The 26,287-nt window shown below is 70.2% G+C and carries 19 protein-coding genes, 3 tRNA genes and 1 riboswitch; of the genes, 14 read left to right on the top strand and 8 right to left on the bottom strand.

The features are described from left to right. Positions 1-56: 56 nt before the first annotated feature. Both E1202_RS16890 and E1202_RS16885 read right to left on the bottom strand, forming a co-directional pair. Positions 57-7,097, bottom strand: a complete 7,041-nt coding sequence (locus tag E1202_RS16890; RefSeq protein ID WP_132684115.1) for an amino acid adenylation domain-containing protein — start codon at positions 7,095-7,097, stop codon at positions 57-59. Positions 7,098-7,188: 91 nt separating this feature from the next. Continuing rightward, complete coding sequence (locus E1202_RS16885; protein WP_235878544.1) at positions 7,189-8,541, bottom strand: GNAT family N-acetyltransferase; 1,353 nt, start codon at positions 8,539-8,541, stop codon at positions 7,189-7,191. Positions 8,542-8,836: 295 nt separating this feature from the next. Here E1202_RS16885 and E1202_RS16880 point away from each other — a divergent pair, with 295 nt between their 5' ends. From E1202_RS16880 to E1202_RS16870, 3 genes are all read left to right on the top strand, one after another. After that, positions 8,837-9,775, top strand: coding sequence for a hypothetical protein (locus E1202_RS16880; protein ID WP_132684114.1), 939 nt, complete (start codon positions 8,837-8,839; stop codon positions 9,773-9,775). 23 nt (positions 9,776-9,798) lie between these two features. Further along, positions 9,799-10,182 (top strand): hypothetical protein, encoded by a 384-nt coding sequence (locus tag E1202_RS16875; protein ID WP_408006659.1) that lies wholly within the window; start codon positions 9,799-9,801, stop codon positions 10,180-10,182. Positions 10,183-10,282: 100 nt separating this feature from the next. Beyond that, positions 10,283-11,401: a polysaccharide pyruvyl transferase family protein gene (locus tag E1202_RS16870; protein WP_132684112.1), complete on the top strand. Its 1,119-nt coding sequence runs from the start codon at positions 10,283-10,285 to the stop codon at positions 11,399-11,401. On the opposite strand, the gene E1202_RS16865 is transcribed toward E1202_RS16870, so the two are convergent. The 4 genes from E1202_RS16865 to E1202_RS16850 form a co-directional block, all read right to left on the bottom strand. Beyond that, on the bottom strand, positions 11,392-11,661 hold the full coding sequence (locus tag E1202_RS16865) for a hypothetical protein (RefSeq protein WP_132684111.1): 270 nt from the start codon (positions 11,659-11,661) through the stop codon (positions 11,392-11,394). The two genes, E1202_RS16870 and E1202_RS16865, sit on opposite strands and share 10 nt — an antisense overlap. Positions 11,662-11,884: 223 nt before the next feature. Beyond that, positions 11,885-12,595: a thiaminase II gene (gene tenA / locus E1202_RS16860; protein WP_132684110.1), complete on the bottom strand. Its 711-nt coding sequence runs from the start codon at positions 12,593-12,595 to the stop codon at positions 11,885-11,887. Between the two features lie 126 nt (positions 12,596-12,721). Next, positions 12,722-13,519 carry a bifunctional hydroxymethylpyrimidine kinase/phosphomethylpyrimidine kinase gene (thiD, locus tag E1202_RS16855; RefSeq protein WP_132684109.1) on the bottom strand — a complete coding sequence of 266 codons (798 nt, stop codon included), beginning with the start codon at positions 13,517-13,519 and terminating at the stop codon, positions 12,722-12,724. After that, positions 13,507-13,599: riboswitch (TPP riboswitch) on the bottom strand. (Overlaps the previous gene by 13 nt.) 41 nt (positions 13,600-13,640) lie before the next feature. Further along, positions 13,641-13,877: a lipoyl domain-containing protein gene (locus E1202_RS16850; RefSeq protein ID WP_132684108.1), complete on the bottom strand. Its 237-nt coding sequence runs from the start codon at positions 13,875-13,877 to the stop codon at positions 13,641-13,643. A 173-nt stretch (positions 13,878-14,050) separates the two neighbouring features. Between E1202_RS16850 and E1202_RS16845 the strand changes: the two genes are divergently transcribed. The 6 genes from E1202_RS16845 to E1202_RS16820 all read left to right on the top strand — a co-directional run bounded on the left by E1202_RS16845 (position 14,051) and on the right by E1202_RS16820 (position 19,069). Next, on the top strand, positions 14,051-14,791 hold the full coding sequence (locus tag E1202_RS16845) for a hypothetical protein (RefSeq protein WP_132684107.1): 741 nt from the start codon (positions 14,051-14,053) through the stop codon (positions 14,789-14,791). A gap of 237 nt (positions 14,792-15,028) precedes the next feature. After that, positions 15,029-15,226, top strand: coding sequence for a hypothetical protein (locus E1202_RS16840; protein WP_132674889.1), 198 nt, complete (start codon positions 15,029-15,031; stop codon positions 15,224-15,226). A gap of 220 nt (positions 15,227-15,446) precedes the next feature. Beyond that, on the top strand, positions 15,447-17,084 hold the full coding sequence (locus E1202_RS16835) for an AMP-binding protein (protein WP_235878542.1): 1,638 nt from the start codon (positions 15,447-15,449) through the stop codon (positions 17,082-17,084). Positions 17,085-17,150: 66 nt separating this feature from the next. Next, positions 17,151-17,792, top strand: a complete 642-nt coding sequence (orn, locus tag E1202_RS16830) for an oligoribonuclease (RefSeq protein ID WP_132684106.1) — start codon at positions 17,151-17,153, stop codon at positions 17,790-17,792. Positions 17,793-17,913: 121 nt separating this feature from the next. Next, positions 17,914-17,986 (top strand) — tRNA-His (locus tag E1202_RS16825). 273 nt (positions 17,987-18,259) lie between these two features. After that, on the top strand, positions 18,260-19,069 hold the full coding sequence (locus E1202_RS16820; protein WP_132684105.1) for an esterase/lipase family protein: 810 nt from the start codon (positions 18,260-18,262) through the stop codon (positions 19,067-19,069). Between the two features lie 66 nt (positions 19,070-19,135). Here the strand turns inward: E1202_RS16820 and E1202_RS16815 are convergent, their stop codons facing one another. Further along, a complete protein-coding gene (locus E1202_RS16815; RefSeq protein ID WP_235878532.1) occupies positions 19,136-20,254 on the bottom strand; it encodes a L,D-transpeptidase in 1,119 nt (372 codons plus the stop codon). Between the two features lie 344 nt (positions 20,255-20,598). Here E1202_RS16815 and E1202_RS16810 point away from each other — a divergent pair. The 5 genes from E1202_RS16810 to E1202_RS16790 all read left to right on the top strand — a co-directional run bounded on the left by E1202_RS16810 (position 20,599) and on the right by E1202_RS16790 (position 23,721). Further along, positions 20,599-20,671 (top strand) — tRNA-Lys (locus tag E1202_RS16810). 151 nt (positions 20,672-20,822) lie between these two features. Beyond that, positions 20,823-20,895: transfer RNA gene (locus tag E1202_RS16805), tRNA-Lys, on the top strand. A 119-nt stretch (positions 20,896-21,014) separates the two neighbouring features. Continuing rightward, positions 21,015-22,001 carry a hypothetical protein gene (locus tag E1202_RS16800; protein WP_132684103.1) on the top strand — a complete coding sequence of 329 codons (987 nt, stop codon included), beginning with the start codon at positions 21,015-21,017 and terminating at the stop codon, positions 21,999-22,001. A gap of 131 nt (positions 22,002-22,132) precedes the next feature. Further along, entirely contained in the window at positions 22,133-22,663 is a 531-nt protein-coding gene (locus tag E1202_RS16795) for a DUF5134 domain-containing protein (protein ID WP_132684102.1), read from the top strand. A gap of 134 nt (positions 22,664-22,797) precedes the next feature. Beyond that, a complete protein-coding gene (locus E1202_RS16790) occupies positions 22,798-23,721 on the top strand; it encodes an ABC transporter substrate-binding protein (protein WP_132684101.1) in 924 nt (307 codons plus the stop codon). A gap of 1 nt (position 23,722) precedes the next feature. On the opposite strand, the gene E1202_RS16785 is transcribed toward E1202_RS16790, so the two are convergent. Beyond that, positions 23,723-26,089, bottom strand: coding sequence for a glycoside hydrolase family 3 protein (locus tag E1202_RS16785; protein ID WP_235878524.1), 2,367 nt, complete (start codon positions 26,087-26,089; stop codon positions 23,723-23,725). Between the last annotated feature and the right edge of the window lie 198 nt (positions 26,090-26,287).

Here is a 26,287-nt window from a genome sequence, read left to right as displayed (position 1 = left end):
CGGTCCACCGATCACTCGACCTCCCCGAAACTCCGCCCGCCGGGCGGAACGCCGGTTCAGCCCTCGGTCTCGGTGAGCGCTCGCTGCACGACTGCTGCGATCTCGGCCAGCGGTTCCGGCTGGGTCATGTCCTTGTGCTCGCAGGCGATGTCGTGGTCGATCACGTCGCCGTCCACGTACGGCTGCCACATCTTGCTGGTCAGCGACTCCTTCGCCGGGTTGACGGTGGCGCTGAAGAACAGCACGTCACCCCGGAACTCGTCGTGGTCGGCGGAGTTCTCCAGGACCGCGCAGTTGGCGAAGTTGTCGATGATGGCGGTGATGCTGTGCTCCTCCAGGTTCGCCAGGGCGCTTCCCTCGGCGGAGAGGATCTCCAGCACGTCGGACCGCCTCAGCGGCCCTTCGCCGAGCTCGGAGAGGTCGTAGCCGGCCATGTAGAGCAGGGCCAGCAGCGCCTCCTCCTCGGTCGGCAGGGTGTCCCAGACATCCTTGGGATAGGAGTCGAGCATGCTCAGGAAGCGCACCTCCTCCCCCTCGGCTTGCAGGTGGGTCGCCATCTCGTGGGCGACCACGCCGCCGAAGGACCAGCCGAGGAAGTGGTACGGCCCGTGCGGCTGCACCGTCCGGATGTGCTCCAGGTACTCGGCGGCCATCTCGGCGAGGCTGCCCGCGACCGGTGCCGGTTCGGCCAACCCACGGGTCTGGATGCCGTAGATCGGCCGCTCGTCGTCGATGAGCTTGAGCAGGCCCGAGAACGGCCACGCCAGACCGGCCGCCGGGTGCACGCAGAACAGCGGCTGCTTGCTGCCGCTGGTGCGCAGCGGCAGCAGGATCTCCAGCGCGTCCCGGCTACCTCCGGTGCGGAGGCGCTCGGCGAGCCCGGCCGCGCTGGGCGCGGCGAACAGGCTGCCGACGTTGACCTTGGTGCCCAGCGCGTCGCGGATCCGGCCGATCAGCTTGGCCGCGAGCAGCGAATGCCCGCCCAGGTCGAAGAAACCGTCGTGCACGCCGACCCGCGGCAGGCCCAGGACCTCGGCGAACAGCCCGCAGAGGATCTCCTCGGTGGGGTTGCGCGGCATGTCGTTGCCGACGACCTCGGCGAGGTCGGGAGCGGGCAGCGCGCGCCGGTCGAGCTTGCCGTTGGGCAGCAGCGGCAGCGCGTCGACGAACACCACCGCCGCCGGGACCATGTAGTCGGGCAGCTCCTCGCCGACATGACGGCGCAGTGCCGCGGCATCGGACTCGGCGTCGGAGTCACCGACGACGTAGGCGACGAGGCGCTTGTCGCCCGGGGTGTCCTCGCGGACCACAGCGGCGACCTGCGCGACGTCGTCGTGCCTGGCCAGCGCGGCTTCGACCTCGCCGAGCTCGATGCGGAAACCGCGGATCTTGACCTGGTCGTCGGCGCGGCCGGCGAAGTCCAGGGTCCCGTCCGCGCGCCACCGCACCAGGTCACCGGTGCGGTACATGCGCGCGCCGCGCTCGCCGAACGGGTCGGCCACGAACCGCTCCGCGGTCAGCCCGGCCCGGTTGAGGTAGCCGCGGGCGAGTCCGAGCCCGGAGACGTAGAGCTCGCCGACGACACCCGGCGGGCACGGCTGCAGCCGCTGGTCGAGCACGTACACGCGGGCGCCCGGGTCGGGCACGCCGATCGGCACCGAGCTCGACACCGCGTCGGGATCGCAGTCCCACAGCGTGGTGTTCACGGTCGCTTCGGTGGGCCCGTAGCAGTTGAGCATCGGCCGGTCCCGGCCCCAGCGCTGCACCAGGTCGGAGGGCACCTTCTCCGCACCGCACAGCAGCGTGGCGTTCTCCGGCAGCCGCACGTCCGCCGGGAACATGCCCATCATCGACGGCCCGATCGCCAGGTGCGTGACCTCGTGCCGCCGCACGTACTCGGCGAGGGCTTCGCCGGGAACCCGCAGGTCGGAGGGCACGACGACGAGCGTTCCGCCACCGAGCAGACCCATGCAGATCTCCCAGAACGCCACGTCGAAGCTCGGCGAGGCGAACTGCAGCACCCGGCTGTCCGGGGTGATGCCGACGCGGCGGGTCTGGGTGGCCAGCAGCTTGCCGATGCCCCGGTGCGCGACGACGACGCCCTTGGGCGTGCCGGTGGAACCGGAGGTGTAGATGACGTAGGCGGCGTCGTCGAGCTGCGGCTCCGGCAGGCGCGGATCGCCCTCGGGCCGGTCGGCGTGGTGCACCAGCGTCGCCGGAAGGTCGGCGTCGAGGTCGTCGGTGAGCACCAGGCGCGGCCGGGCGTCGTCGACCATGTGCCGCAGGCGTTCCGGCGGGTACTCCGGGTCGAGCGCGAGGTAGGCGGCCCCGGCGTGCATCGCCGCGAGCAGGCCGATGATCAGCTCGGCCGAGCGCGGCAGCATCACGCCGACGATGTCACCCGGCCCGGCACCGCGTTCCACCAGCAGTTTCGCCTGCTCGGTGACCTTCTCGCGCAGCTGCCGGTAGGTCAGCCCGGTGCCGGCGAAGACCAGCGCGGGCTTGTCCGGGGTGGCGTCGGCGCGTTCGGCGAGGATCTGCGGGAAGGTTCCCGCAGGGCGGACGTCAGTGGTGGCGTCACCCCAGGCCAGGACCTGCTCGCGACCCTGGGCACCGAGGATGTCGAGCCGTCCGATGGGCGTTCCCGGTGCGGACACGGCGGATTCGAGCAGCATCACGAACCGCTCGACGAGGGATCGCACGGTGCGCTCGCCGAACAGGTCGGTGCTGTACTGCACCAGCCCGCGCACGTCGCCGTCGGCGCTCTCGCTGAGGCTGAAGGCCAGGTCGAACTTCGCCGCCCCGGCCGGGATGGTGTCCACAGCGGTCTCGACGCCGGGCAGGTCGGCGCGCACCGACTCGGCGGCACCCCAGTAGGCCAGCATGACCTGGAACAGCGGGTGCCTGGCCAGCGACCGGGCCGGGTTGAGCAGTTCGGCGAGCCGCTCGAACGGCAGCTCGGCGTTGCCGAACGCCGCCAGGTCGGTGTCGCGGACCCGGTCGAGCAGTTCGGCGAACGTCGGCTCGCCGGAGGTGTCGGTGCGCAGCACCAGGCTGTTGACGAAGAACCCGACGAGGTCGTCGAGCCGGTCGTCACCGCGTCCGGCGACCGGCGAACCGATCGGGATGTCGGTGCCCGCGCCCATCCTGGTCAGCAGCGCGGCGAGCGCGGTCTGCAGCACCATGAACGCGCTGGCCTGGTGCTCGGCCGCCAGCTCGCGGATGCGCCGGTGCAGCTCGGCGTCGAGGCCGAAGCGCACGGCCTCGCCGCGGTGGCTCGACACCGCCGGTCGCGGGAAGTCCGCAGGCAGTTCCAGCTGGTCGGGCAGGCCCGCGAGCTCCTGCTTCCAGAAGTCCAGCTGCTGGGCCGCGAGACCGTTCGGGTCCTCCTCGTCGCCGAGCAGTTCTCGTTGCCACAGCGCGTAGTCCACGTACTGCACGGGCAGCGGTTCCCACTCCGGCGCGCGGCCGTCGAGCCGGGCGGCGTAGGCGGCCGACAGGTCCCGCACCAGCGGGCGCACCGACCACTCGTCGCCCGCGACGTGGTGCAGCAGCACCAGCAGCGCGGTGCGCTCGCCGTCGCGGAACAGCTCGGTGCGGATCGGCGGTTCCTGCGCCAGGTCGAAGCCCCGTCGCGCCGCACCCGCCAGCGCGGAGTCCACATCGGACACCTCGGTGACGGGGAGCTCGGGCACCTGATCGCCGATCAGCTGACGCGGTTCGCCGAGCGTGTCGGGGAACGTGGTGCGCAGGCTCTCGTGCCGGGAGACGACGTCGCCGATCGCCGCGCGCAGCGCGGTCACGTCGGGCTCGCCGGCCATCCGCAGCACCAGCGGCATGTTGTAGGTGGCGCTGGGGCCTTCGAGCCGGTTGAGGAACCACAGCCGCTGCTGCGCGAACGACAGCGGGATCGCCTCGGGACGGCGCACGGGACGCAGTTCGGGCCCGCCACCGCCCGAAACCTCCAGCCGCTCGGCCAGTTCCGCGACGGTCGGGTGGTCGAAGAGGGTCCGGATGCCCAGTTCGGCGCCGAGTTCGGTGCGCACCCGCGCCAGCAGCCGGGTCGCGAGCAGCGAATGCCCGCCGAGCTCGAAGAAGCCGTCGTCGATGCCGACCTGCTCGGCGCCGAGCACCTCCCCGAACAACCGGCACAGCGCCCGCTCGGCGTCGTTGCGCGCCTGCCGACCGCCACCGGCGACCTCCGGCGCGGGCAACGCCTTGGCGTCGAGCTTCCCGTTGGCGGTCAACGGGATCTCCTCGACCGCGACGAACGCGGCCGGGACCATGTAGGAGGGCAGCCGGTCGGCCAGGTGAACGCGGAGCTGAGCCGGGTCGGGGTCGCCGACGGTGTAGCCGACCAGCCGCTCGTCGCCCGGGACGTCCTCGCGCACCACGACCGCGGCCTGCTTGACCTGCGGGTGAACCGCCAGGTTCGCCTCGATCTCGCCGAGCTCGATGCGGAAACCGCGCACCTTGACCTGCTGGTCGGCCCGGCCCATGAACTCGATGGACCCGTCGGGCCGCCAGCGCCCGAGGTCGCCGGAGCGGTACATCCGGGAACCGGGTTCGCCGAAGGGATCGGCGACGAACCGCTGCGCGGTCAGCCCGCGCCGGCCCAGGTATCCGCGCGCCAGGCCCTCACCGGCCACGTACATCTCACCGGTCACGCCCGGCGGAACGGGCTGGAGCAGCGAATCCAGCAGGTAGACGCGCAGGTCGGGGATGCCCCTGCCGATGACGCTGCCGTCGCGGCGGGCGACCAGGTCGGCGTCGAGCTCGACGTAGGACACGTGCACGGTGGTCTCGGTGATCCCGTACATGTTGATCAGCTTCGGCGACTCGGGGTGCCGCGTGTACCAGTCGTCCAACCTGGACAGTTCCAGCGCTTCGCCGCCGAACACGACGTAGCGCAGCGCCAACCGCGCGCCCGGGTTCTCCCGGTCGGCCTGGCTGAGCTGGTAGAACGCCGAGGGCGTCTGGTTGAGCACGGTGACCTGCTCGCGTTCGAGCAGGTTCAGGAACTCCTGCGGCGATCGGCTCACCTCGTGCGGCACCACGACGAGCCTGCCGCCGTGCAGCAGCGCGCCCCACAGCTCCCACACCGAGAAGTCGAAGGCGTAGCTGTGGAACAGCGTCCACACGTCCTCGCCGGTGAAGCCGAACCAAGGGTCGGTGGCCGAGAACAGCCGCACCACGTTCTGGTGCGGGATCGACACGCCCTTGGGCACTCCCGTCGAACCCGAGGTGTAGATGACGTAGGCGGCGTGTTCGCTGGTCAGCGGCCCGCGTTCGCCCGGCTTGGGGTTGCGCTGGGAGTGCCGGACGATCTCGGCGATCGCCTTGTCCTCGTCCAGCAGCACCCGCGTGATGCCCTCGGGCAGCCGGTCGGCGTGGCCGCGGTCGCTGATGAGCATGGTCGGCTGCGCGTCGCCGACGATGTAGGCGATGCGCTCGGCCGGGTGCTCGGGGTCCAGCGGCAGGTAGGCGGCTCCCGCCTTGAGCACGGCCAGCAGCGACACGACGAGCTCGGTGGAGCGCGGCAGCGCCAGCGCCACCAGCTGCTCGGGCCCCACGCCGTGGTCGATGAGGTGGTGCGCGAGCTGGTTGGCGCGCGCGTCCAGCTCGGAGTAGGTCAGCGACTCGCCCTCGAAGGTCACCGCCACCGAGTCCGGCGTGCGCTGCGCCTGCTCCTCGAACAGCTGGGGCAGGGTCGCGGGCTCGGCCTCGGCGAAGCCGGGCACCGGTGCGTTCCACTCGTCGAGGACGCGGGTGCGCTCGGCCGGCGTGAGCAGGTCGATCCGCCCGACCGGGAAGTCGGCGTCGCTGCCCGCGAAGGAGTCCAGGAACCGCAGGAACCGCTCGCGGTGCCCGGTCAGCTCCTCGGCGGTGTAGCGGTCGGGGTTGGCGTCGAACTCGAAGCGCAGCTCGTCGCCCTCGGTGCGGACCAGCACGCTGAGGTCGTCGACCGGTCCGGCGGCGACGTTGTGCACCTGGCCCTGCGCACCGGCGAAGTCCAGGTCGTAGTCGAAGGACTTGATGTTGATCATCGGCCCGAACAGCGCCCGGTCCGAGCCCAGCAGCATCAGATCGCGACGCAGCTGCTCGCTGCGGTAGCGCTGGTGCTTGCGCAGGTCCCGCACGGCCTGGGCGACCTGCGCGATCAGCTCGTCGCGGGTGGTGCCCGGCTCGACGCGCAGCCGCAGCGGCAGCACGTTGACGACCATGCCCGGCACCCGCAGCGCGACCGAACCCATCCGGCCCATCACCGGCAGGCCCAGCACGACGTCGGTCGCCCCGGTCATCCGGTGCAGGTAGGCGCCGAAGGCCGCGATGAGCGCGTCCGGCCAGATGGTGCGCGCCGCCTCGGCGGCCGCGCCCAGCTCCTCCAGCGAGGAGCCGGCGGCGAGCTGCCGGTGGAAGGTGCGCGCGGTCGACCGCGAACGCTCGGTCAGGGTGACCACGTCGGGCTCGTCGGCGAAGCGCTCGCGCCAGAAGGCGGCGTCGCGCTCGGCCTTCGCCGATTCCAGGTACGCGCGCTCGTCGTCGATCAGCGCGTCCAGTCCGGCGAACGGCGATTCACCGGGGTCTTCGCCCGCCGCCAGCGCGCTGTAGAGCTCGGCGACCCTGCGGATGGTGATCGAGAAGCCGTAGCCGTCGATGGCCACGTGGTGAATGCGCTGGTACCACCACCAGCGCCGCTCCCCGAGCTTGCACAGCGCGGCGGTCCAGAGCCTGCCGCCGTCGCCCTGCGAGCGGGTCAGGTCGACCGGTGCGTTCAGGTCGGCCTGGATCCACTCCTGCGCGCGGGCGTCCGGGTCGGCCTCGTCGGCGAAGTCCAGCACCGGCAGCTCGACGGCGTCGAGCGCGTCGATGACCTGGTGCGGACCGTCCCCGTCGTCGACGACCCGCATCCGCAGCGTCTCGGCTTCGGCGACCACCGCGCGCAGCGCCTCGGCGAACAGTTCCGGGTCGACCTCGGCCGCGATCTCCACGCGCTCAGCGGTGTTGAAGATCGGATTGGCCTGGTCGAGTTGCTGGGCGAACCAGATCCCGGCCTGCGCCGCGGACAACGGCAGCTGGTCAGCTCGCGACGGCATTGCTCTCCCCACGATCAACACAAAAGTAAGGCTAACCTTAGTTCAGATTCGATCGGGAGCACAACCGCACGCCAGACCGCCTGACGTGGGACTACTCACCTGGACGTGGGAACACCATCAGGGCGGAGTTCTTGTTCGGCAAACCGACCTCGGCCGCCTGGGCGAACCCCGCCTTGCCGAACGCACCCACCGAAGCTCCATTGTGGACATTCGGCTCGGCGACGACGCTGCGGCACGCCGGGTCCGCCGCCAGCAACCCTCGCGCGACCGCCTCCAGCAGCGCGGAGCCCACGCCCTTGCCGATCGCGTCCGGCTCGCCGATGGCGATGTGCGCGCCCAGGTCGTGCGGCGCGTGCGCGTAGCAGCGGGCCAGCTTGTCGCGCTGCACGCGGTAGAGCTCCAGGTAACCGATGTCGCGACCGTCGCGCGAGACGATGCACGGCACCGAGTGCTCCCCCGCCAGCTGCGTCGCGATCTCGTCGCGCCACTGCTTGAGCGGCCAGTCCTGGTTCCAGTTGACCGCGACGTGCTCGCGGTTCATCCAGCGGTGCACCAGCTCGACGTCCGGGCCGCCGTCCTCGCCGGTGATCGCCACCGGCCGCAGGCTCCAACCGTCGCCGAGCTCCGGCAGCGGCACTCCGGGCACCGCCGCCGGCGGCTCCAAGCGCAGCGGGTTGCGGACCTCGAAGGTGACCGGCCGGACCCGCACGGCACCGGTTGCGTCCCGGTAGCGCAGCTGCGAGCCGTTGAGCGCGGCGAGATCGGTCAGGGTGGGGCTCGTCAGCCAGTGCTCGATCAGGCCCGCGCTCTGCGGGTGCTGCTCGGCGATCGCACCCAGCCGCCTGGCCAGCTCGGCGAGCATGTACTCCTCGTGGACCGCACCGCGGCGGCCCAGCAGGCCGACGACCACCAGCACACCCCGGCTGAGCAGGCGCGCGGTCAGCTCCGCGCGACCCTCGCCCTCGGATGCGAGGACCCCTGGGAGCAACCGCTCCTCGATGTGCCCGGTCAGCCAGCGCTGCGCTTCGGCGGCGTTGGACAGCGAGCGGCCGACGGTCACCAGGTCGTCGGGCAGCGGCAGCGGATCGACCTCGCGACGCGGCAGCGCGTCCAGCAGCCAGTCGACCAGCGTTCCCGATTCCGGCGCGTTGACCGGCGCGTCCGCCCGCGAGCGCGCCCGCGCGTCGGCCGAGCAGGCGGCGGCCAGCAGCGCCGGGTCCGCCGAGACCAGCGTCCGACCGGCCTCGTCCAACACGCCGATCGAGCCGAACCCGTGCGCACCGGTCGGCGAGTCGTAGACGACGTCGACGTGCAGCGACAAGGATGCGATCGTGAGCCGGAGCGGGCCTTCGGCGACCGGCGCGTGGGTCTCGGCCAGCCAACGCCGCAACAGCACCGAGGCCCGTTGGTGCTGTCGCCCGACCAGGTCGGCTCCGTGAGACACGCCGCGCTCCCTCCCAAGACAATTTGTAAGCGGAGCCTAACCTAATCACTCCGTCGGGAGACAGGCCATCACCCGGAGATCGGGATCGATCGGGCCGACCGGACGAATCGGCGTCCTCCCGCAACGTGCACAGTGGACAGATGCGTGTCAGCATCCTCGGACGTGGCAGCAAGACCACACGATTGATCAACACCTGATCCGGTGACGGTCGTTGTGTCTCGCTGGGCGTTGCCTGAACATCCGCCCTACTCTCCGATTCATCGAATGGGCCTACCGTCCGGAGAGGAGATCACCCATGGATGACGCCGACGCAGTCGTGCCGCTCCGGCCGGGTTTCGACATCCAGGTCCGCGGCTTCAGCCGCCACCAGGTCGTCGAGCACATCGAGCTCCTGGAAGATCAGCTGCGCATGGTCACCATCGACCGCAACGAAGCGGTCCGGCTGAACAACGACCTGCGCACGCTCTGCGACGACACCCGCAGGAGCCTGGACCGAGCCGAACAGCGCCTCAAGAGCATCGAGTCCTCCGACACGGGCCTGCCCGCCGCCTCCCAGCGCGTGCAGAACATGCTCGCGATCGCCGAGGACGAGGTGCAGACCCTGCGCGATCAGTCCAAGCGCCAGGCCGAGATCATCCGCGGCACCGCGGAGACCGAGGCCCGAGCGCTGATCAGCGAGGCCGAGCGCGCCGCCGACGAACTCCGCGAGGAGTGCACCGAACTCGTCAACGACGTCGAGTCCCGGCGCGCGAAGCTGCAGCGCGAGCACGAGCAGAAGATCAGCGAGCAGCGCAGCCGCGAGTACCGGCTGCGCCAGGAGATCCGCAACGAGTACAAGCGGGTCATCGCCAACGCGCAGGAGGAATCCGATGCGCTGATCGCCGAGACCCGCAGGCAGTGCGGCCAGTGGGACGCCGAGTCCGAGCAGATGCGGCTGGAGGCGCTGGAGGAGATCCGCGTCGAGAAGCTGCGGCTGGAGGAGCTCCGGACCTCGGTGCTCGCGGCGATGGACAACGCCAAGCGGGTGCTCGACGAGTCGGCCGCGACCGTGCGCGCCAAGACGGAGGCCGTCACGACGTCGGAGCATTCCGGTCCGGTCGAGCCGGAAGAGCACCGGTTGCAGCAGGTCACGCTGCCCGAGCAGCGCGACGACGTGCAGACCTACACGATCCCCATCGAACCGCAGCAGACGACCAACGGAGCGTCGAAGGCTCCCAGTGCGCGGCAGAACTGATGATCAGGGAGGCGGCTGTGGAAATGCTGGTGCTGATGTTCGTGTGCGGTCTCGCGGTGGCCACCCTGGTGTTCTGGCCGCTGCTGCACCGCGCGCACCGCAAGGCGACCGAATCGCAGCAGGCCGCTCCGCACGGCAAGCACGCGCTGCGGGCGACCTCGGCACCCGAGGAGACCGCCACCACCCCGGCCGCGAGCGGCTCGGACGAGAAGACCGACCGCGAGGGTGACGGCGAGGCCACGCAGCCGGTGAAGATCGAGGCGACCGCGCCGAAGCCTCGCGAACCGGAACCGATGGAGATGCCGGAGCTGCCGACCGACATCTTCGACGCCCGCTACCGGGCCAGGTTCAACCGCTCCCAGCGCCGCCTGGAGCGCATCCGCGCGGAGATCAACAACGCCGGCTGATCCCGGCCGTCCGGCCCGTGCGGTGCGACGTTGGTACGGGCATTTTGCCGGTTGCTAGGTTCGACGGCGAACCTAGCAACCTACGGCTGGAGTCTCCCAGGTGAAGAACCCGCCCCGGACCTACCTCGTCGCCACGACGGGCCACCCCAACTACGGCGACGAGCTCATCGCCGCGGCCTGGCTCAAGCACCTGGCGAAGGTGGCTCCCCACAGCGAGGTCTGGCTGGACTCCCCCAACCCCGGGCCCAGCTCCGTGCTGCTCTCCCACCTGCACCCGAACGTCCAGTTCACCGACACCTTCTGGCGGTTGTGCTGGGAGGCGCCCGACGACGAGCCGTGGTCGGTCGCGGCCTTCGTGCAGCACGCGATCCACAACCCCGGCATGGCGCCGCGCTGGGTCACCGGCATCGAGCTCGCCTCGCAGATGGACCTGTTCCACGTGATCGGCGGCGGCTTCATCAACGGCATCTGGCCGCGGCACATCGGCCTGCTCGCGGCCACCGCGGCCGCCGCGCACCGCTCCGGCGGCCGGGCGGTGATGACCGGGCAGGGCCTGTCGCCGATCGCCGAGGGCGCCGGGCCGCTGCTGCGCAGCCTCGCCGAGCAGTTCGAGGTCATCGACGTCCGCGACGAGCCGTCGGCATCGCTGCTGATCGACCCGTCTGTCACCGGTGACGACATGTTCTTCGGCATCGAACCCGGGCTGTTCCGCACCGGCGACGACGACATCCGCGACGTCGTGGTGTGCATGCAGTCGGACCTGCTCGACGAATCGGTTCCCGCGCTGGCCGGATTCCTGCTGGACACGCTGCGCGAGTGGCAGGTCAAGCCCGAGCAGGTCGCCTTCGTGGAGGGCATCCCGCGCACCGACCGGGAGGTGTTCTCGCTGGTCGAGCACGATCTGCCGGGCGCCCGCTTCCACGCGTTCGACGAGATCCTGCGCGACGGCCTGCCCGCCAAGCCCGGCCAGCGGTGGTTGTCCACGCGGTTCCACCTGCACCTGCTGGCCGCCGCTGCGGGCGCGAGCGGGGTCGCGGTGTCGATCAACTCGGGTTACTACACCAACAAGCACCGGTCGTTGATCGACCGCGGTTCCGGCTGGGAGCTAAGCGAGGGACTGCGGATTCCGTCGAGCCCGAGCGCCGGCGGCTTCAGCTCCGCCGCGCTGCGCGAGTTGCAGCAGCGCAAGGCGGCGCTGGCGAAGGCGATCTACGGCTGAGGGACCCGGTCCTGCTCGATGCGCACGGTGTCGGCGAGCGCGTTGGTCCCCTCCGGGGTGCGCGACTCGGGGATCTCGCACTCCGTGGCCTCGGGCTCGACCGCGGACTGCGGCCAGATCTGCGGCGCCTCGATGCCGGGGAGCAGCTGCGCGGACTCGGGAGCCTCGCGACCGTCCTTGCGGCGGTCAGCGATGTAGAACGGCGCGGCGGCCAGGATCGGGACCGACATGCCGAGAAAAACGATCAGAAGTGAAGACATTGCCCCAGAACTCCATCCACGCCTGCGGAAGATTCCGCCACTCACAACGCCCTGCTAGGACAGGGGGCTCGTCCAGCATGTCGCTGTGCGAGCCACTTCGTTAACACCCCAAGATTGTGTCACGCATCACAGAATGAATCACGCTGTGGCGTGGTGCGAAACGGATGACGGCCCGCCGCTCCCGGCGAGCCGTCATCGGCGTTTCCGAGACGCGAAACCCTTGTCATGCAAGGAATTTCGCAGTGGGCCAGGTTTCCTTGACCCACGCGCCGTTCCAGAACACCCACTCGTACTCGGTCGCCCGGGTGAACGCGGCGAACATCTGCTCGCGCGTCGCCTCGTCCGAGCGCGCCGCGACCTTGTCGACGAGCTCCCGGGCGGCCAGCACGGCCTCGGCGAACTCGTCGTCGGCGTAGGTGGTGATCCACGCCTTGTAGGGGTGGCCCTCGATGTCGCCGGTGGCGTCGAGGATCGTGCTGCCGACGTACTGGTACACCCAGAAGCACGGCAGGATCGCGGCCAGCAGCACCGGGTACGACTCGGTCAGCGCGCAGGCGCGCAGGTAGGACGTGTAGGCCAGGCACGACGGCGAGGTGTCCACACCGGAGATCTCCTCGTCGGTCAGGCCGAACTCGGCGACGTAACCGGCGTGCAGCCGCCGCTCCTCCACCAGCGCGCCCTGCGCGGCGCCGGCGAGGAACGCCGCGTCGGCCGCGTCATCGGCCCTGGTCGCCGCGGCCGACAGCGCCTGCGCGAAGCCGACCAGGTAGCGCGCGTCCTGCACGATGTAGAAGGCGAAGACGTCCCGCTCCAGGCTGCCGTCGGCCAGCGCCTTGTTGAACGGGTGGTCCACGATCGCCTGCTGCAATCCGGCGGTGCGCTCCCAGGCCTGGGCGCAGAACCCTCCGGCGGGCGGAGCGGGCAACGTGCTCATGAGAACCCCTCACACAATTCGGAATCTCGGGTGCGGTGGCGAAGCGGACGGCGGTGGTGACGCGAACCGTCCACGATTGAAGTCCGATGTGCCCGGACGGTTCGGACCAGAACCGCCCTCGGCCCCTCACCACCAGTGGTGGAAGTGGTGCACCGGGCCGTGGCCGTGACCCACGTCGAGGCGCTCCGAGGCGCGCAGGGCCTCGGTGAGGTACCGCTTGGCCTCGCGGACGGCCTCCAGCCAGTCCGCGCGCTGCGGGCGCAGCGCCGCGATCGCCGCCGAGAGCGTGCACCCGGTGCCGTGATCGTTGGTGGTGGGCACCCGCTCGCTGCTGAGGAACTCGGCCAGGCCGTCGCCGTAGAGCAGGTCGACGCTCGACTCGCCGCTGAGGTGCCCGCCCTTGAGCAGCACCTGCTTGGCGCCCAGCGCGGCCAGCCGCTCGGCCTGCGCGGGCATCTCGTCGGGACCGCCGATCTCGGCCTCGCCGAGCAGGTCGGCCGCCTCCGGCAGGTTCGGCGTGATCAGGTCCACCCTCGGCAGCAGCTCGTCGCGCAGCGCACCGACGGCCTCCGGCGCGAGCAGCCGGTCACCGCTCTTGGCGACCATGACCGGGTCGAGCACCACGAACGGGGGCGAGTAGCGCTCCAGCACGGCGGTGACCGCGCGGATGACCTCGGCGTTGGCCAGCATCCCGATCTTGACCGCGTCCACCCGAACGTCGTCGAGCAGCGTCACCAGCTGGTCGGTGATGAAGTCCGGCGGAACCTCCTGCACCCGGCTCACCCCGGTGGTGGTCTGCGCGACCAGCGCGGTGATCACCGACATGCCGTAGGCGCCGTTGGCCGAGAACGCCTTGAGATCAGCCTGGATTCCGGCGCCGCCGCTGGGGTCGGTCCCGGCGATGGTCAGCACATTGGGAGCCATGACGTCCCTCCGCTAGTACGAGCTAGGTCAGGTTCGACGGGTCTGTTCTCAGCCCTGGCAGGGCACCCCGCGTCACTGGCACCAACCTAACAACCCAGGGCAAGCCCCCGGCCCGCGCGGTTCACTCGATCAACCCGATCACCTGGCCGACGTGGAGCACTTCGCCCCGCCGCACCTGGTGCCACAAGGTCCCCGTGGCCAGCGCCGACATCCGGATCGCGGCGCCGTCGGACTCGGCGGGGCGCAGCTCGGCCAGCGGCTGGCCCACCCGAACCCGGCTCCCGTCGGAGGCCAGCCAGCGCACCAGCCGCCAGCGGGCCGGGCCCGCGCGCTCACCCGGCAGGTGAAGATCGGTCATCCCGGCCCCCCGGCTCGCCAGAGCCGCAAGGATGCGACGAATGCCGCAGCGGATGAGCCCACCGGAGGGAAAAGCCACCCCGATGGAGCAGTGCGACCGCGATCGATTTCACACCGTGAAAGCCCCCACCGGAAGGCGAGGTCATCCTTCGCAGCGGACTAAAGTGGAGGGCGATGGAAACCACGACCGATGCCCCAGGCTTCGCCCGCTCGCGCCGGCAGCGTCCCGAACAGGACCCCGCGCAGATCTGGGCGCCGCTAGCGGACCTGACCGAGGCCGCCGTCGCGGCCGCCGGATCGGGGACGGTGGCGATCACCCGCGGTTTTGACCGCAACAGCCGTCAGCGCGCCAAGGCACTGCGCGATCTGCTGGCCCGGCGCGACGTGCCCGCGATCGAGGTCACGCCCGCCCCGGGCAGCGACCGGTTGCTGGCCGACGTGGCGGTCAGCGCCGTGGTCAACCTGATCGGCGCCGGTTCGTGGCAGCCCTACCGGCTCGCCGCGCAGCTGCGCGCCCCGGTGCTGACCCCCAAGCCCGGCACCGAGCCGGGTGACGAGGTCAACCGGGACGTCATCGCCCTGGCCGGCGAGGAGTCCGGCAAGCGCGACGTCGCGCTCTCGCACGTCGCGGTGCGCGGCGACCAGCCCACCGAGGGCCGGCTGACCGTCTCCTTCGACGGCACCGAACAGGTCATCGACGGCGGCTGGCTGACCGCCACCGTGACCGGCGACCGGCTCAGCGTGCAGTTCGGCGGTCAGGAGCTGGACGAGCGGTCGGTCAACACCGGCGAGATCCGGATCGAGGCCTCCGACGCGCCGCACCGCCTGGTGCGCGACGAGCTCCCGATCGCCGACTTCGAGGGCGCGGTCGTGCTCTCCGCCGAGCCCGCGGGGCTGAAGGTACGTCCGGTCTGACGGTTTCTTGGGCCGGACGAGTGTCGTCGGCTAACAGCGTTCGCTCAGGGGCGATTCCCGGTTGTGGGGATCGCCCCGAGTTGCGTTCGGGCCCGCGAACCCGGCCGTGGCCGCGCACACTTCCCGTTGTTTCGGCGAAGTGCCGTCACGCCCCTCGGATCGGTGCGTCCCTCCACCAGGAGCGCGCGCTGCGCGGCTCCACCGCACCAAGCGGATCGGCACAGGGAGGCTGGGACTGTGGGGCCCAACCAGGAGTGGCACGTCAGCTGCCGCGACGTCGCCGGACGGCGACGAGACATGTCGGTGTTCGTCAACCACGGCCGGGTCGTCATCGTCGCGCCGCCCGGGGAGACGGCGGTGCTCTCACCGCTGGAAGTCGGCCGCCTGCGCGCGGCCTTGCGCGACGCGGTGGTCACCGCCGCCGGCGTCGACTAGGAACCTGGGGGTCGGCGCGGCGGGGGAAGCTCCTCCTCCCCTCGCCGCACCGCCTCACTTCGCCGCCCAGGCGGTGGGTCTTCCGGAGCGGTGAGGAGGGGATCCGCTCCGCCCCCTCGCGATCGCGGAACCGGGATACTCGACACGGAGGACTTGGCCGGGAGGATTACTCACGGCACAATCTACTCCCGAGTAGGTTTCACGGACGAGGGGTGACCGAGTGAGCGTTTTGCGGCGACTGCCCAGTTTTCTTACCAACCACGCCGCACCGGCACTGCACACCTTGTTCGTGCTGGCCAGACAAGGCGTCATCCGGCCCATGCGGCCGGACAAGCTGGCGCGCATCGCGCTGGCCTACCGCCGGTGGGGCATCACCCTGCCGCTCGGGTTCGCCGTCGGCGCCGCCCGCCACCCCGATCGCCCCGCTGTGATCGACGAGCGCGGCGCGCTCAGCTACGCCGAACTCGCCACCCGCACCACGCGCCTGGCCGCCGCGCTGCGCGACCGCGTTCCCGGCAAGACCCGCATCGGCGTGCTCACCCGCAACCACCACGGCCCCGTCGAGGTCATCGTCGCCGCGGCCAAGCTCGGCGTCGACGTGGTGCTGCTCAACGTCGGGCTCAGCACCCGCCAGCTCGCCGACGTGCTCGCCGAGCAGGACGTCAGCGTGCTCGTCCTCGACGAGGAGTTCGCCGGGCACCTCCAGGACCTGCCCAGCGACCTCGACGTCGTCCTCGGCTGGGCCGACGGCCCCACCGAGCACAACACCCTCGACCACCTCATCGCCACCGGCACCGGCAAGCAGGTGCCCCGGCCCAAGCGGCACTCGCGGCTGATCGTGCTCACCTCCGGTACCACCGGGACGCCCAAGGGCGCCCGCCGCCCCGACCCGCCGAGCCTGAACCCGGCCGGCGCGGTGTTCTCCCGCATCCCGCTGCGAGCGGGCGAGCGCGTGCTGCTCAGCGCTCCCCTGTTCCACACCTGGGGCATCGCCGGGTTCCAGCTCTCCGCCGTCCTCGGCGCCACCCTGGTGCTGCGACGCAAGTTCGACGCGATCGACACGCTGCGCACCATCCAGCGGCACCGCGTCGGTGGCATGTTCGGCGTCCCGGTCATGCTCCAGCGGATGCTCGACCTGCCCGCCGAGGAGCGCGAGCGCTTCGACACCTCGTCGCTGCGCGTCGTCGCCGCCAGCGGCTCCGCGCTGCCCGGCGACCTGGCCACCACGTTCCAGCGCGCCTTCGGCCCGGTCCTCTACAACCTCTACGGCTCCACCGAGGTCTCCTGGGTGAGCATCGCCACCCCCGCCGACCTGCGCGCCGCACCGTCCTCGGCCGGACGTCCGCCGCGCGGCACCACGGTGCGCATCCTCGACGACAACGGCGAACCCGTCCGCCGCGGCGAGACCGGCCGCATCTTCGCCGGCAACGACATGCTGTTCGACGGCTACACCAACGGCAACAGCCGCGAACGCCACGAAGGGCTCATGTCCACCGGCGACCTGGGGCGGTTCGACCGCTCCGGGCGGTTGTTCATCGCCGGCCGCGAGGACGACATGATCATCTCCGGGGGCGAGAACATCTACCCCAAGGAAGCCGAGGACGCCATCGTCGGAATCGCCGAGGTCTCCGAAGCCGCCGTCATCGGCGTCGACGACGCCGACTTCGGCCAGCGCCTGGCCGCTTTCGTGGTCCCGCGCGAGAAGGGCTCCATGGACGCCGACCAGGTGCGCGACCACGTCCGCAGCCGGGTGTCGAAGTTCGCCGTCCCCCGCGACGTGATCTTCCTCGACGAGCTCCCCCGCAACGCCACCGGCAAGGTGGTCCCCCGCGAACTGCGGACGCACCTCGACGGGTAGCCCCGAAGCTTGCGATCCCGACACTCTTGCCGCGATCAACCGGTCGCGGGAGTTAGGCTGCGTCGAGTGAATGACCGTCTAGTGTGGATCGACTGCGAAATGACCGGGCTGGAGCTCGGCAAGGACGCGTTGATCGAGATCGCCGCCCTGGTCACGGACGCGGACCTCAACATCCTCGGCGAAGGCGTGGACATCGTCATCCACGCCGCCGACGACGCCCTCGCGGGCATGCCCGAGGTCGTGCGCGACATGCACGACCGCTCGGGGCTCACCGAGGAGGTCCGCGCATCCCGGGTGACCCTCGCCGAAGCAGAGCAGCAGGTCCTGGAATACATCCGGCAGTACGTGCCCGACGTGCGGTCCGCGCCGCTGGCGGGCAACTCCATCGCCACCGACCGCGGGTTCATCGCGCGCGACATGCCGCAGCTCGACGCGCACCTGCACTACCGGATGGTCGACGTCTCCTCCATCAAGGAGCTCTGCCGGCGCTGGTACCCGCGCATCTACTACGCGCAGCCGGAGAAGGGCCTCGCCCACCGCGCGCTGGCCGACATCCGCGAATCCATCCGCGAGCTCGCGTACTACCGGCGCACCGCGTTCGTCCCGCGCCCCGGTCCGAGCAGCGAGCAGGCACAGGCCATCGCAGCCGAACTGCTCAGCGACCCCGGAGGGGTCAGCGGGACCACGCGAGCCCGCGAGGAGTCCTGAGACCCCGCTGAGCTGCTCGGACGCGAAAACCGGAGGCGGTGGAAATCCCGTGGCGGGCACACGCTAGGATGGTTTCCGTTGCTCCGGACGGGGCCCGCCAGGGCCGGTCCGAGCGGCCGAGGTGGGTGTAGCTCAGTCGGTAGAGCACTGGGTTGTGGTCCCAGGAGTCGCGGGTTCGAATCCCGTCACTCACCCTTCGAGGAGAACTCCGGCCGATCGCCAGACATGGTGGTCGGCCGGAGTTCTTTGCGTGGCGCGGCGATTTCGAGAGCGGAATTCGCGCGTCCCCTCCGCTCGAACCCACCGGTGATCGAAGAAGCCCTCGACCGGCGTTCGGTCAGGTCAGATCATCAACGTCCCGTTTGACACCGGTCGCTCCCCGGGCTAAGAACCACTGCACCGCAACCCGTTCGGCCCTGTGCCCAGCGGTGTTCGGAGCGCTCCCGGCTGCTGGAAGGAACGACCGCATGCGACACCGAGGGCTGCCGGCACTGCTCGCGCTGGCGATCGCGACCGCACTGCTCGGATCCGGCACCGCGCAGGCCGCCCCGGTGGGCGTCTCCCCGCCCGGGGCCAACGACTGGAGCTGCACGCCCAGCCCCGAACACCCGCGGCCGGTCGTGCTCGTGCACGGCACCTTCGAGAACATGGCCAAGAACTGGTCCCTGCTGGCCCCGCAGATCAAGCGGGCCGGCTACTGCGTGTTCGCGCTGGACTACGGCAACAACGCCACGGGCCGGGTCGAGAACTCCGCGCAGGAACTGGCGTCCTTCGTCGACGAGGTCCTCGCGGCCACCGGCGCGAGCAAGGTCGACCTCGTCGGGCACAGCCAGGGCGGCATGATGCCCCGCGCGTACCTGAAGTCCCTCGGCGGCGCCGCGAAGACCGGCGAGCTGATCGGGATCGTCCCGTCGAACTACGGCACCACCACTCCGCTGATCGCCCCGGCGGGCGTCGTCTGCGAGGCGTGCACCCAGCAGATGCAGGGCTCGCCGTTCCTGACCGAGCTCAACGCCGGCGACGACACCCCGGACGGACCCGACTACACCGTCGTCACCACCCGCTACGACCAGGTGGTCACCCCGTACACCAACTCCTTCCTCCACGACGGCCCGGCCGGCGACCTGACCAACATCACCGTGCAGGACGCGTGCCCGAACGACCTCGCGGAGCACGACCAGAGCCCCAACGACCCGGTGGTCGTGCAGTGGGTGCTGCACGCCCTCGACCGCGAAGGACCCGCTGACCCCGGATTCCAGCCGAACTGCCTGCTGTGACCGCCTCGACCGGGAAAGAGAAAGCGACTGCGTCGGATTCCGGCGCAGTCGCTTCGCTCGCAAGGGCTACTTGTTGCCCTTCAGCCACTCGTTCCAGGGGACCTGCCAGTCCCCGAAGCCGTCCCAGGAGCGGAGGTCCGGGCCGCCGGAGTTGGTGATCTCGACCACGTCGCCCTTCTTGAGCAGGTTGAAGATCCACTCCGCGTTGGCGTTGTTCATGTTGATGCAGCCATGGCTGACGTTGCGGTGCCCCTGGTCGCCGACCGACCAGGGAGCCGCGTGCAGGAACTCACCCCCGTTGGAGATGCGGACCGCCCACTCGACCTCCGTCTGGTAGCCACCGGCCTCCAGCGGCAGCCCGTAGGTCGTCGAGTCCATCAGCTTCTTGCGGTGGTGCTCGGTGACCACGTGCACGCCGTTGTTCGAGGGGAACTCCGGCTTGCCCAGCGACACCGGCATCGTCCGGATGACCTGGCCGTTCTTCTCCACGCTCATCTGGTGCGACGCACCGTCGGCCTTGAGCACCACGCGGTCGCCGATGGTGATGGTGGCCTTGCGGTCCTCCTCGCCCCACAGACCCGGACCGAACTCGCGACCGTAGACGTCCACCGCGATCGAGATCTTGGTGCCCGCCTGCCAGTAGTCCTTGGGCCGCCAGTGCACCTCGCGGCTGTTGAACCAGTAGAAGGCGCCCTCGACGACCGGCTCGGTGGCGATCTTGATCGCCTCCTCCGCCTTCCGCTTGTCCGGAGCGGGCGCGTTGCTGCTGAAGCGGAACACCAGCGGCTGACCGACCCCTACGGTCTCGCCGTCCAGCGGGATCATCGACACGTAGGTCTGCGACTTCGGGTCGATCGTGGTGAAGGTCGACTGCTGCGTGATGGCCGGGCTGCCCTCGCCCCGAGCCGTCACCGCCAGCGTGTAGGTCTTGCCGTAGCCGGTCTTCTCCGTCGACGACCAGCTCGCGCCGTCCGGGGACACCTGTCCCGGCACCTGCTTGCCGTCGGAGTTGGTCAGCGTCGCGTTCACGATCCGGCCGCCGCTGACGTTCGCGGTCACCGGAGCCGCCGGCGACACGTCCTTGGCCCCGTTCGGCTGCGCGAACCGCACCACCGGAGCCGGGGGTCCCTGATCCTGCCCGGCCTCCACTCCCCCGCCGCCGCACCCGGCGACCAGCAAACCCACCAGCCCGACGACCGACGCGGTCGTCAGCCGCCTAACCCGCGAGAGAGACCCGACCGGGTTACGCCTTTTCCTCATTGGCAACTATCCGTCCCGTCACAAACCACACCTGCGCCTGAACACCAGTGTGCCGTAATCACCCGACCGTGCGTGCAGCGACCGGGTCCGCACTCAGTGTCATATTCCCTGTGCTCCGGCCACCTCCGCGCACGTCCGGTGGACGTGCGGCGGGGCACCGGGGTTGCCCTCGGCCGATGAGGAGACCCCCCGCCGAGGGCACCGACGGCCCGTGCTAATGTTTTCGACGTCGCCAGGGAGACCGAACGGAAACCCCGGGGGACGCGCTAGCGCCAATAGCTCAACTGGCAGAGCAGCTGACTCTTAATCAGCGGGTTCGGGGTTCGAGTCCCTGTTGGCGCACAGCAAACGAAAGGCCCGCCTCATCGGCGGGTCTTTTTCATTTCCGATACCGCTCGGACGAAACACGACCGCGAACACGGTCGGACCTGCTGCACAGGCCGTTCCGAGCGCGTGCTAATCTTTTTCGCGTTGCCGGGGAGACTCGGGACTAGCGCCAATAGCTCAACTGGCAGAGCAGCTGACTCTTAATCAGCGGGTTCGGGGTTCGAGTCCCTGTTGGCGCACAGCGAAGGAAGACCCGCCCCATCGGCGGGTCTTCCTTCATTTTGGTGGCCGGTGAAAGCGGCGGGACAGCAGCCGGCGGGACTCTGGCGTGGTTGACCAGGACCACCCCGGAGGAATCATGAAGATCCCGCTCGTGATGGCATCCGCAGGAGCGCTCCTGCTCGCCGCCACCAACGCATCCACGACGCAGGCCGCAGCGACCGACGAGCTCGAATGGGTCTGCGCGGTCACCGCGCGGGAGCAGTCGCTGCTGCTGCCCGGCGGCGCCGTCGACCGGCTGGTCGCCGAGACGCCGTCCTACCGCGGTCCCTGCGCCGAGTACGGCGAGTCCGCACCGCTCGGCGACGGCCGGATCACCGCCTACACCCAGTTCCTCGACTCGCGTCCGGTGTCCATCGGCGTGCGCATGTCGGACGCGAGCTTCAGCGGGTTGCCGCACGACCCGCCGACGGACGGGACGCTGTGCTTCGACAAGAACGGGGACGGCAGCACCGACCCGGTCCACGAGTGCTCCGGCGGCTACGGGCAGAAGCTCGGACTCGGTGAACGCGCCCGGCAGCAGCCGGATTTCCCGTTCACCTACGTCCTCAACAACTGGAACCCGCACGGTCACATCCCGCTCGGCGTCTACGACAAACCGCACTACGACGTGCACTTCTACCTCAACGACAACGCCGAGCGCCTGGCGATCCGCACCGGCCCGTGCCCGCAGCTGGTGCACTGCGACGACTACGAGCTGGGCAAGCGGCTGCCCGATTCCCGCTACGTACCAGCCGATTTCACCGACGCCGACGCGATCGAGCCCGCGATGGGCAACCACCTCATCGATCGCACCGCGCCGGAGTTCAACGGCCGGCCGTTCCGGCACACCTGGATCTACGGGGTCTGGAACCGCGAGGTCACCTACTTCGAACCGATGATCACCTCGGCATGGCTCGACGGACTCCGCACCGGAGCCGTCGAGGACGGGTGCTTCGACTTCAAGCTCCCGGCCGCGTGGCAGGAAACCGGCTGGTACCCCACGACCTACTGCACCCGGCACAGCGAAACCCGCCACGAGGTGTCGGTCTCGCTGGAGGACTTCGTCCACCGCACGGCATCATGACCGTCCACTGAGGACCTGACCACGCCTGGTCACCACCGGTTCGCCGAAGTCCGCCCGCAAGGCGGTATCTGCGGGCCTCCCGGGGCACCAACAATCGATCGCGCACGCGGCTCCAGCGATGGTGGAGGGTCATGTTCGAGCAGGTCATGACCGGCACGGTCATCGCGGCGACGGTGACCGCGCTGGTGCGGCTCGGCATCGGCCACCGCAATCGCGAAGACCCATGCCACGTCGACGTCGCCCAGCTGATGATGGGCCTGGGCATGATCGCGATGCACGTCACTCCGTCGCCGCTGCTCGCCGGCCCCTTCCTCGTTCTGGCCTGCTGGCTGGGGTTTCGCGCGGCGTGGCTGCGCACCGGCTCGCACCTGCACCACGCGATCGGAGCGCTGGCGATGGTCTACATGTTCGCCGGGCAGCAGTCCGGAGCCGCCGGAGCACCGCTGGTCACGGCCGGCCACCACCACGCTTCGGTCACGATCGCGGCGCAGGCCCCGGGATTCGCGTACCCGCTGCTGGCCTGGTCGCTGATGGCCTACTGCGCGCTGGCCGCGGGATTCGCCGCCACCGACCTGGTGCGCACTCCACCGCCGCGTCTGCGATCCCTGGTCGAGCTGGCGCTGTCGGCCGCGATGGCCCACATGTTCCTGGTGATGCTCTAGAAAGTCCCCGGTAAGCAGGCGCTGACAGTTCTCCCTGCTAATGATCAGTATTACAAGCCACAGCTCTGGTCACTCCCACGTGGACAGGTTAGGCTACCCAAACTTTTGCACGATTACGACAGATTGGGTGCCCCATGCTGCGCCATCGCAGACTCATCGCGGCGCTGTCCGCCGCGTTCGCCCTGGGCATCGCCGGTTGCGGCACGCCCGCGCCCGAGCAGCCCGCTCCCGCCCAGAGCCGCGTCGTCCAGCACGCCAAGGGCCAGACCGCCATCGCCGGAACGCCGAAGCGCGTGGTCGTTCTCGACACCGGCGAGCTGGACTCCGTGCTGGCGCTCGGCGTGAAGCCGGTCGCGACCGTGCTGCCCGACGCCAACACCCAGCTCCAGCCGTACCTGGCGCAGAAGGCGGGCAACCCCCAGATCGTCGGCACCATCGGCTCCCCCAACCTGGAGCAGATCGCCGCCCTCAAGCCGGACCTGATCCTGTCCAGCAAGACCCGCGACGACGAGCACTACGAGGCGCTGAGCAAGATCGCCCCCACCGTCTTCGCCCAGACCGTGGGCAAGACGTGGAAGGAGAACTTCCTGCTCGACGCCGAGGCGCTCGGCAAGCGCGCGGAGGCCGACCGGATCCTCGCCGACTACCAGGCCCGCGCCGCCGAGATCGGCAAGCAGGCCGCCGGGCGCAAGGTCAGCATGCTCCGATTCATCCCCGGTGACATCCGGCTCTACAACAAGGGATCGTTCATCGGAACGATCCTCGCCGACGCGGGCTTCAACCGCCCGGACAACCAGCTCGGCGACAAGACCTTCACCAAGCTCAGCCGCGAGCAGATCTCCCAGGCGGACGGCGACATGCTGTTCTACGCCGCCTACGGCGACAACGCCCGCCAGCAGATGAACCAGGTGACCGGCTCGGTGCAGTGGACCACCCTCGGCGCGGTGCGCGCGGGCCAGGCCATCGAGGTGCCCGACGACACCTGGTACCTGGGCCTGGGCCCGCTCGCCGCCAACCTGGTGCTCGACGACCTGGAGAAGTTCGTCGCCAAGAAGTGAGTCAGCGCCCGGCGTCGAGGCGGAGATCGCCGGAGCTCGGACCGACGCGCACGTCCGCTGCGCCCGGCTCGACCTCCACCGTCACCTCCACCTCGGCCCCGGGTTCTGCCTCGGCCACCGCGAAACCGGTTAGCCGCAACGGATCCGCGGTGTAGACCTGCACGACCTCGCGGCCGGCGCGGTCACCGGTGTTGCGCAGCTTCACCGTGACCGCGTCGCCGTCGAGCGTCGCCTCGTCGTACGACCACGTCGTGTAGCCCAGCCCGTGCCCGAAGCAGAAGCCCGGCGTGATGTCCCGAGCGGCGTAGGCGCGGTAGCCGATCAGCGGCCCTTCCTCGTAGCTCAGCTCGCCGTCGACGGGTTGCACGCCCGGCAGCGGCACCGGGACGTCCGCGAGCGCCGCGGGCAACGTCGTGGGCAGCCTGCCGCCCGGCTCCGCGGTTCCCAGCAGAACGTCGGCCAGCGCGTCGCCGTACTCCTGACCGCCGAACCACGTCCACAGCACCGCCGACGCCTCCGTCGCCCACGGCATCAGCACGGGACCACCCGCGTTGACCACCACGACGGTGTTCGGGTTGGCCGCGATCACCTTCGCCACCAGATCGTTCTGCGGGCCCGGCAGGTCCAGCGAGTTCCGGTCCCGGCCCTCCGTCTCGACCTCGTCGTTGGTGCCGACCACGACCACCGCTACATCGCAGTCCCGCGCCGCCCGCAACGCTGCCTCCAGCTCGGTCGCGTCGTCCCAGCGCTCCGGCCGGTGGCCGAGGCCCACGCAGACCAGGTCCGCGTCGACCTCCAGCGGCGTGAACTCCACCGACAGGCGGACTCGACCCGCCTCGTCCAGGTCTGATTCGACCATCACCACGTTGAAGCGCTGCTCCGGCGGCGCCAGCATGTCGCCCAGCGGATCGTCGATCTCGCTGCTGCTCTTGACGTCGGCGGACAGCACCTCGCGACCCGAGACCTCGACGCGGAAGTTCCCGGTGCCGTTGACGCCGAACACGTGCTCACCGACCTCGGCGGCGAGCCGTCCGCTCACCCGGAGCTTCCTGGTGCCCTCCGGCATCGCGCCCCGCTGCCAGGTCAACCGCTCGGTGCCGCGCAGCTCGGTGTCGAGCACCTGTCCCTCGTCACCCAGGTACTCCACGCGCAGACCGTTGCCCTCGCCCTGCGGGTCGAGCACCAGCTCGGACGGGATCGGGTCGAGCAGCCGCCGGTGCCGCGCACCGCGCTGGTAGTGGACCTCCGCGTTCGGCAGGGCCCTGCGGATGCCCTCCAGCGGAGTCACCACGTGCGGAGGACTGACGTGCGACGAACCCCCGCCCTGCACCGCTGGGAAGGTCGCGTTCTCACCGATCACCGCGACCTTGGTGATCTCCTGGTCCAACGGGAGCAGCGACTTGTCGTTGCGCAGCAACACGAACCCGCGGGCGGCCAGCTCCCGGATCGAGGCGCGCGCCTGCTCCGGCGGGGCTTCCGCGGTCTTCCGCTCGGCCTCGTCCTCGCCCAGCGCGCCGACCCGGTCCGCCAGGCGCAGCAATCGCAGGACCTTGTCGTCCAGGACCGACTCGTCGACCTCACCGTCCTGGACCGCCTTCGCCAGGGCACCATCGGCCCACGGGCTCTTCGGGCCCGGCATCGCCAGATCCAGTCCACCGTTGGCCGCACCGGCGCAGGACCTGGTGGCGAACCAGTCGGAGACCAGCACGCCGTCGAAGCCCCACTCGCCCTTGAGCACGTCGTTGACCAGCGCCGAGTGCTCGGTCATCGTGTGGCCGTTGACCGAGTTGTAAGCGGCCATCATCGCCCAGGGCTGCGCCTCGTCGACGATGCGCCGGAACGGCGCCAGGTAGCAGTCCCGCAGCGTCGACTCGTCGATCACCGCGTTGTAGGTGAGCCGTTCCGTCTCGCTCTCGTTGCCGACGTAGTGCTTGGGCGTGGCGGCGACACCGCGCGACTGGATGCCGGCGACGATCTCCGCACCGATCACACCGGTCAGCAGTGGATCCTCGGAGAAGTTCTCGAAGTGCCTGCCGCCGAACGGGCTCCGGTGCAGGTTGATCGTGGGTGCGAGCACGACGTGCACACCGCGCCGGACGGCCTCGTCACCGAACAGCTCGCCGGCCCGACGCACCGCGGCCCGGTCCCAGGTCGCGGCCAGGCCCGACGCGACCGGGAGCAGCAGCGAGGTGTCGCGCTCGTCCCAGGTCGTGCCCCGGACCCCGTTCGGGCCGTCCGACAGCACCAGCCGGCGCAGGCCGATCTTCGGCATCGGGTGCAACGTCCAGAAGTCGGCACCGGTGAGCAACCGGGCCTTCTCCTCCACCGTCAGCTTCTCCAGCAACGATCGGAGGTCTTTCTCTTCCACTCCCGTGCCCCTTTCGCCCGGACTCCGGCGACCAAGTCTCAAGCACGGAAACGACCTTGTCGAGCGGAGACACGAAAAAGCGGGGCCGGTTGATCCTGCTCGGATCAACCGGCCCCGCTCATAAGGATTGTGTCGGCGGTGTCTTACTCTCCCACACCCTAGCGAGTGCAGTACCATCAGCGCTGGGGAGCTTAGCTA

This window comes from Saccharopolyspora karakumensis, assembly GCF_004349225.1.
In the GTDB taxonomy this organism is placed as follows: domain Bacteria; phylum Actinomycetota; class Actinomycetes; order Mycobacteriales; family Pseudonocardiaceae; genus Saccharopolyspora; species Saccharopolyspora endophytica.
The sequence above is the reverse complement of the archived record's forward strand: the minus strand, read 5'-3'. Positions and strand labels throughout refer to the sequence as shown.

Bases quoted from the DNA above. Each gene is read 5' to 3' on its own strand.
- E1202_RS16800 (WP_132684103.1), top strand. From the start codon at position 21,015: ATGAAGATCCCGCTCGTGATGGCATCCGCAGGAGCGCTCCTGCTCGCC.
- E1202_RS16875 (WP_408006659.1), top strand. From the start codon at position 9,799: ATGCTGGTGCTGATGTTCGTGTGCGGTCTCGCGGTGGCCACCCTGGTG.
- E1202_RS16880 (WP_132684114.1), top strand. From the start codon at position 8,837: ATGGATGACGCCGACGCAGTCGTGCCGCTCCGGCCGGGTTTCGACATC.
- E1202_RS16850 (WP_132684108.1), bottom strand. From the start codon at position 13,877: ATGACCGATCTTCACCTGCCGGGTGAGCGCGCGGGCCCGGCCCGCTGG.
- thiD (WP_132684109.1), bottom strand. From the start codon at position 13,519: ATGGCTCCCAATGTGCTGACCATCGCCGGGACCGACCCCAGCGGCGGC.
- E1202_RS16820 (WP_132684105.1), top strand. From the start codon at position 18,260: ATGCGACACCGAGGGCTGCCGGCACTGCTCGCGCTGGCGATCGCGACC.
- E1202_RS16890 (WP_132684115.1), bottom strand. From the start codon at position 7,097: ATGCCGTCGCGAGCTGACCAGCTGCCGTTGTCCGCGGCGCAGGCCGGG.
- E1202_RS16795 (WP_132684102.1), top strand. From the start codon at position 22,133: ATGTTCGAGCAGGTCATGACCGGCACGGTCATCGCGGCGACGGTGACC.
- E1202_RS16790 (WP_132684101.1), top strand. From the start codon at position 22,798: ATGCTGCGCCATCGCAGACTCATCGCGGCGCTGTCCGCCGCGTTCGCC.
- E1202_RS16845 (WP_132684107.1), top strand. From the start codon at position 14,051: ATGGAAACCACGACCGATGCCCCAGGCTTCGCCCGCTCGCGCCGGCAG.
- E1202_RS16865 (WP_132684111.1), bottom strand. From the start codon at position 11,661: ATGTCTTCACTTCTGATCGTTTTTCTCGGCATGTCGGTCCCGATCCTG.
- tenA (WP_132684110.1), bottom strand. From the start codon at position 12,595: ATGAGCACGTTGCCCGCTCCGCCCGCCGGAGGGTTCTGCGCCCAGGCC.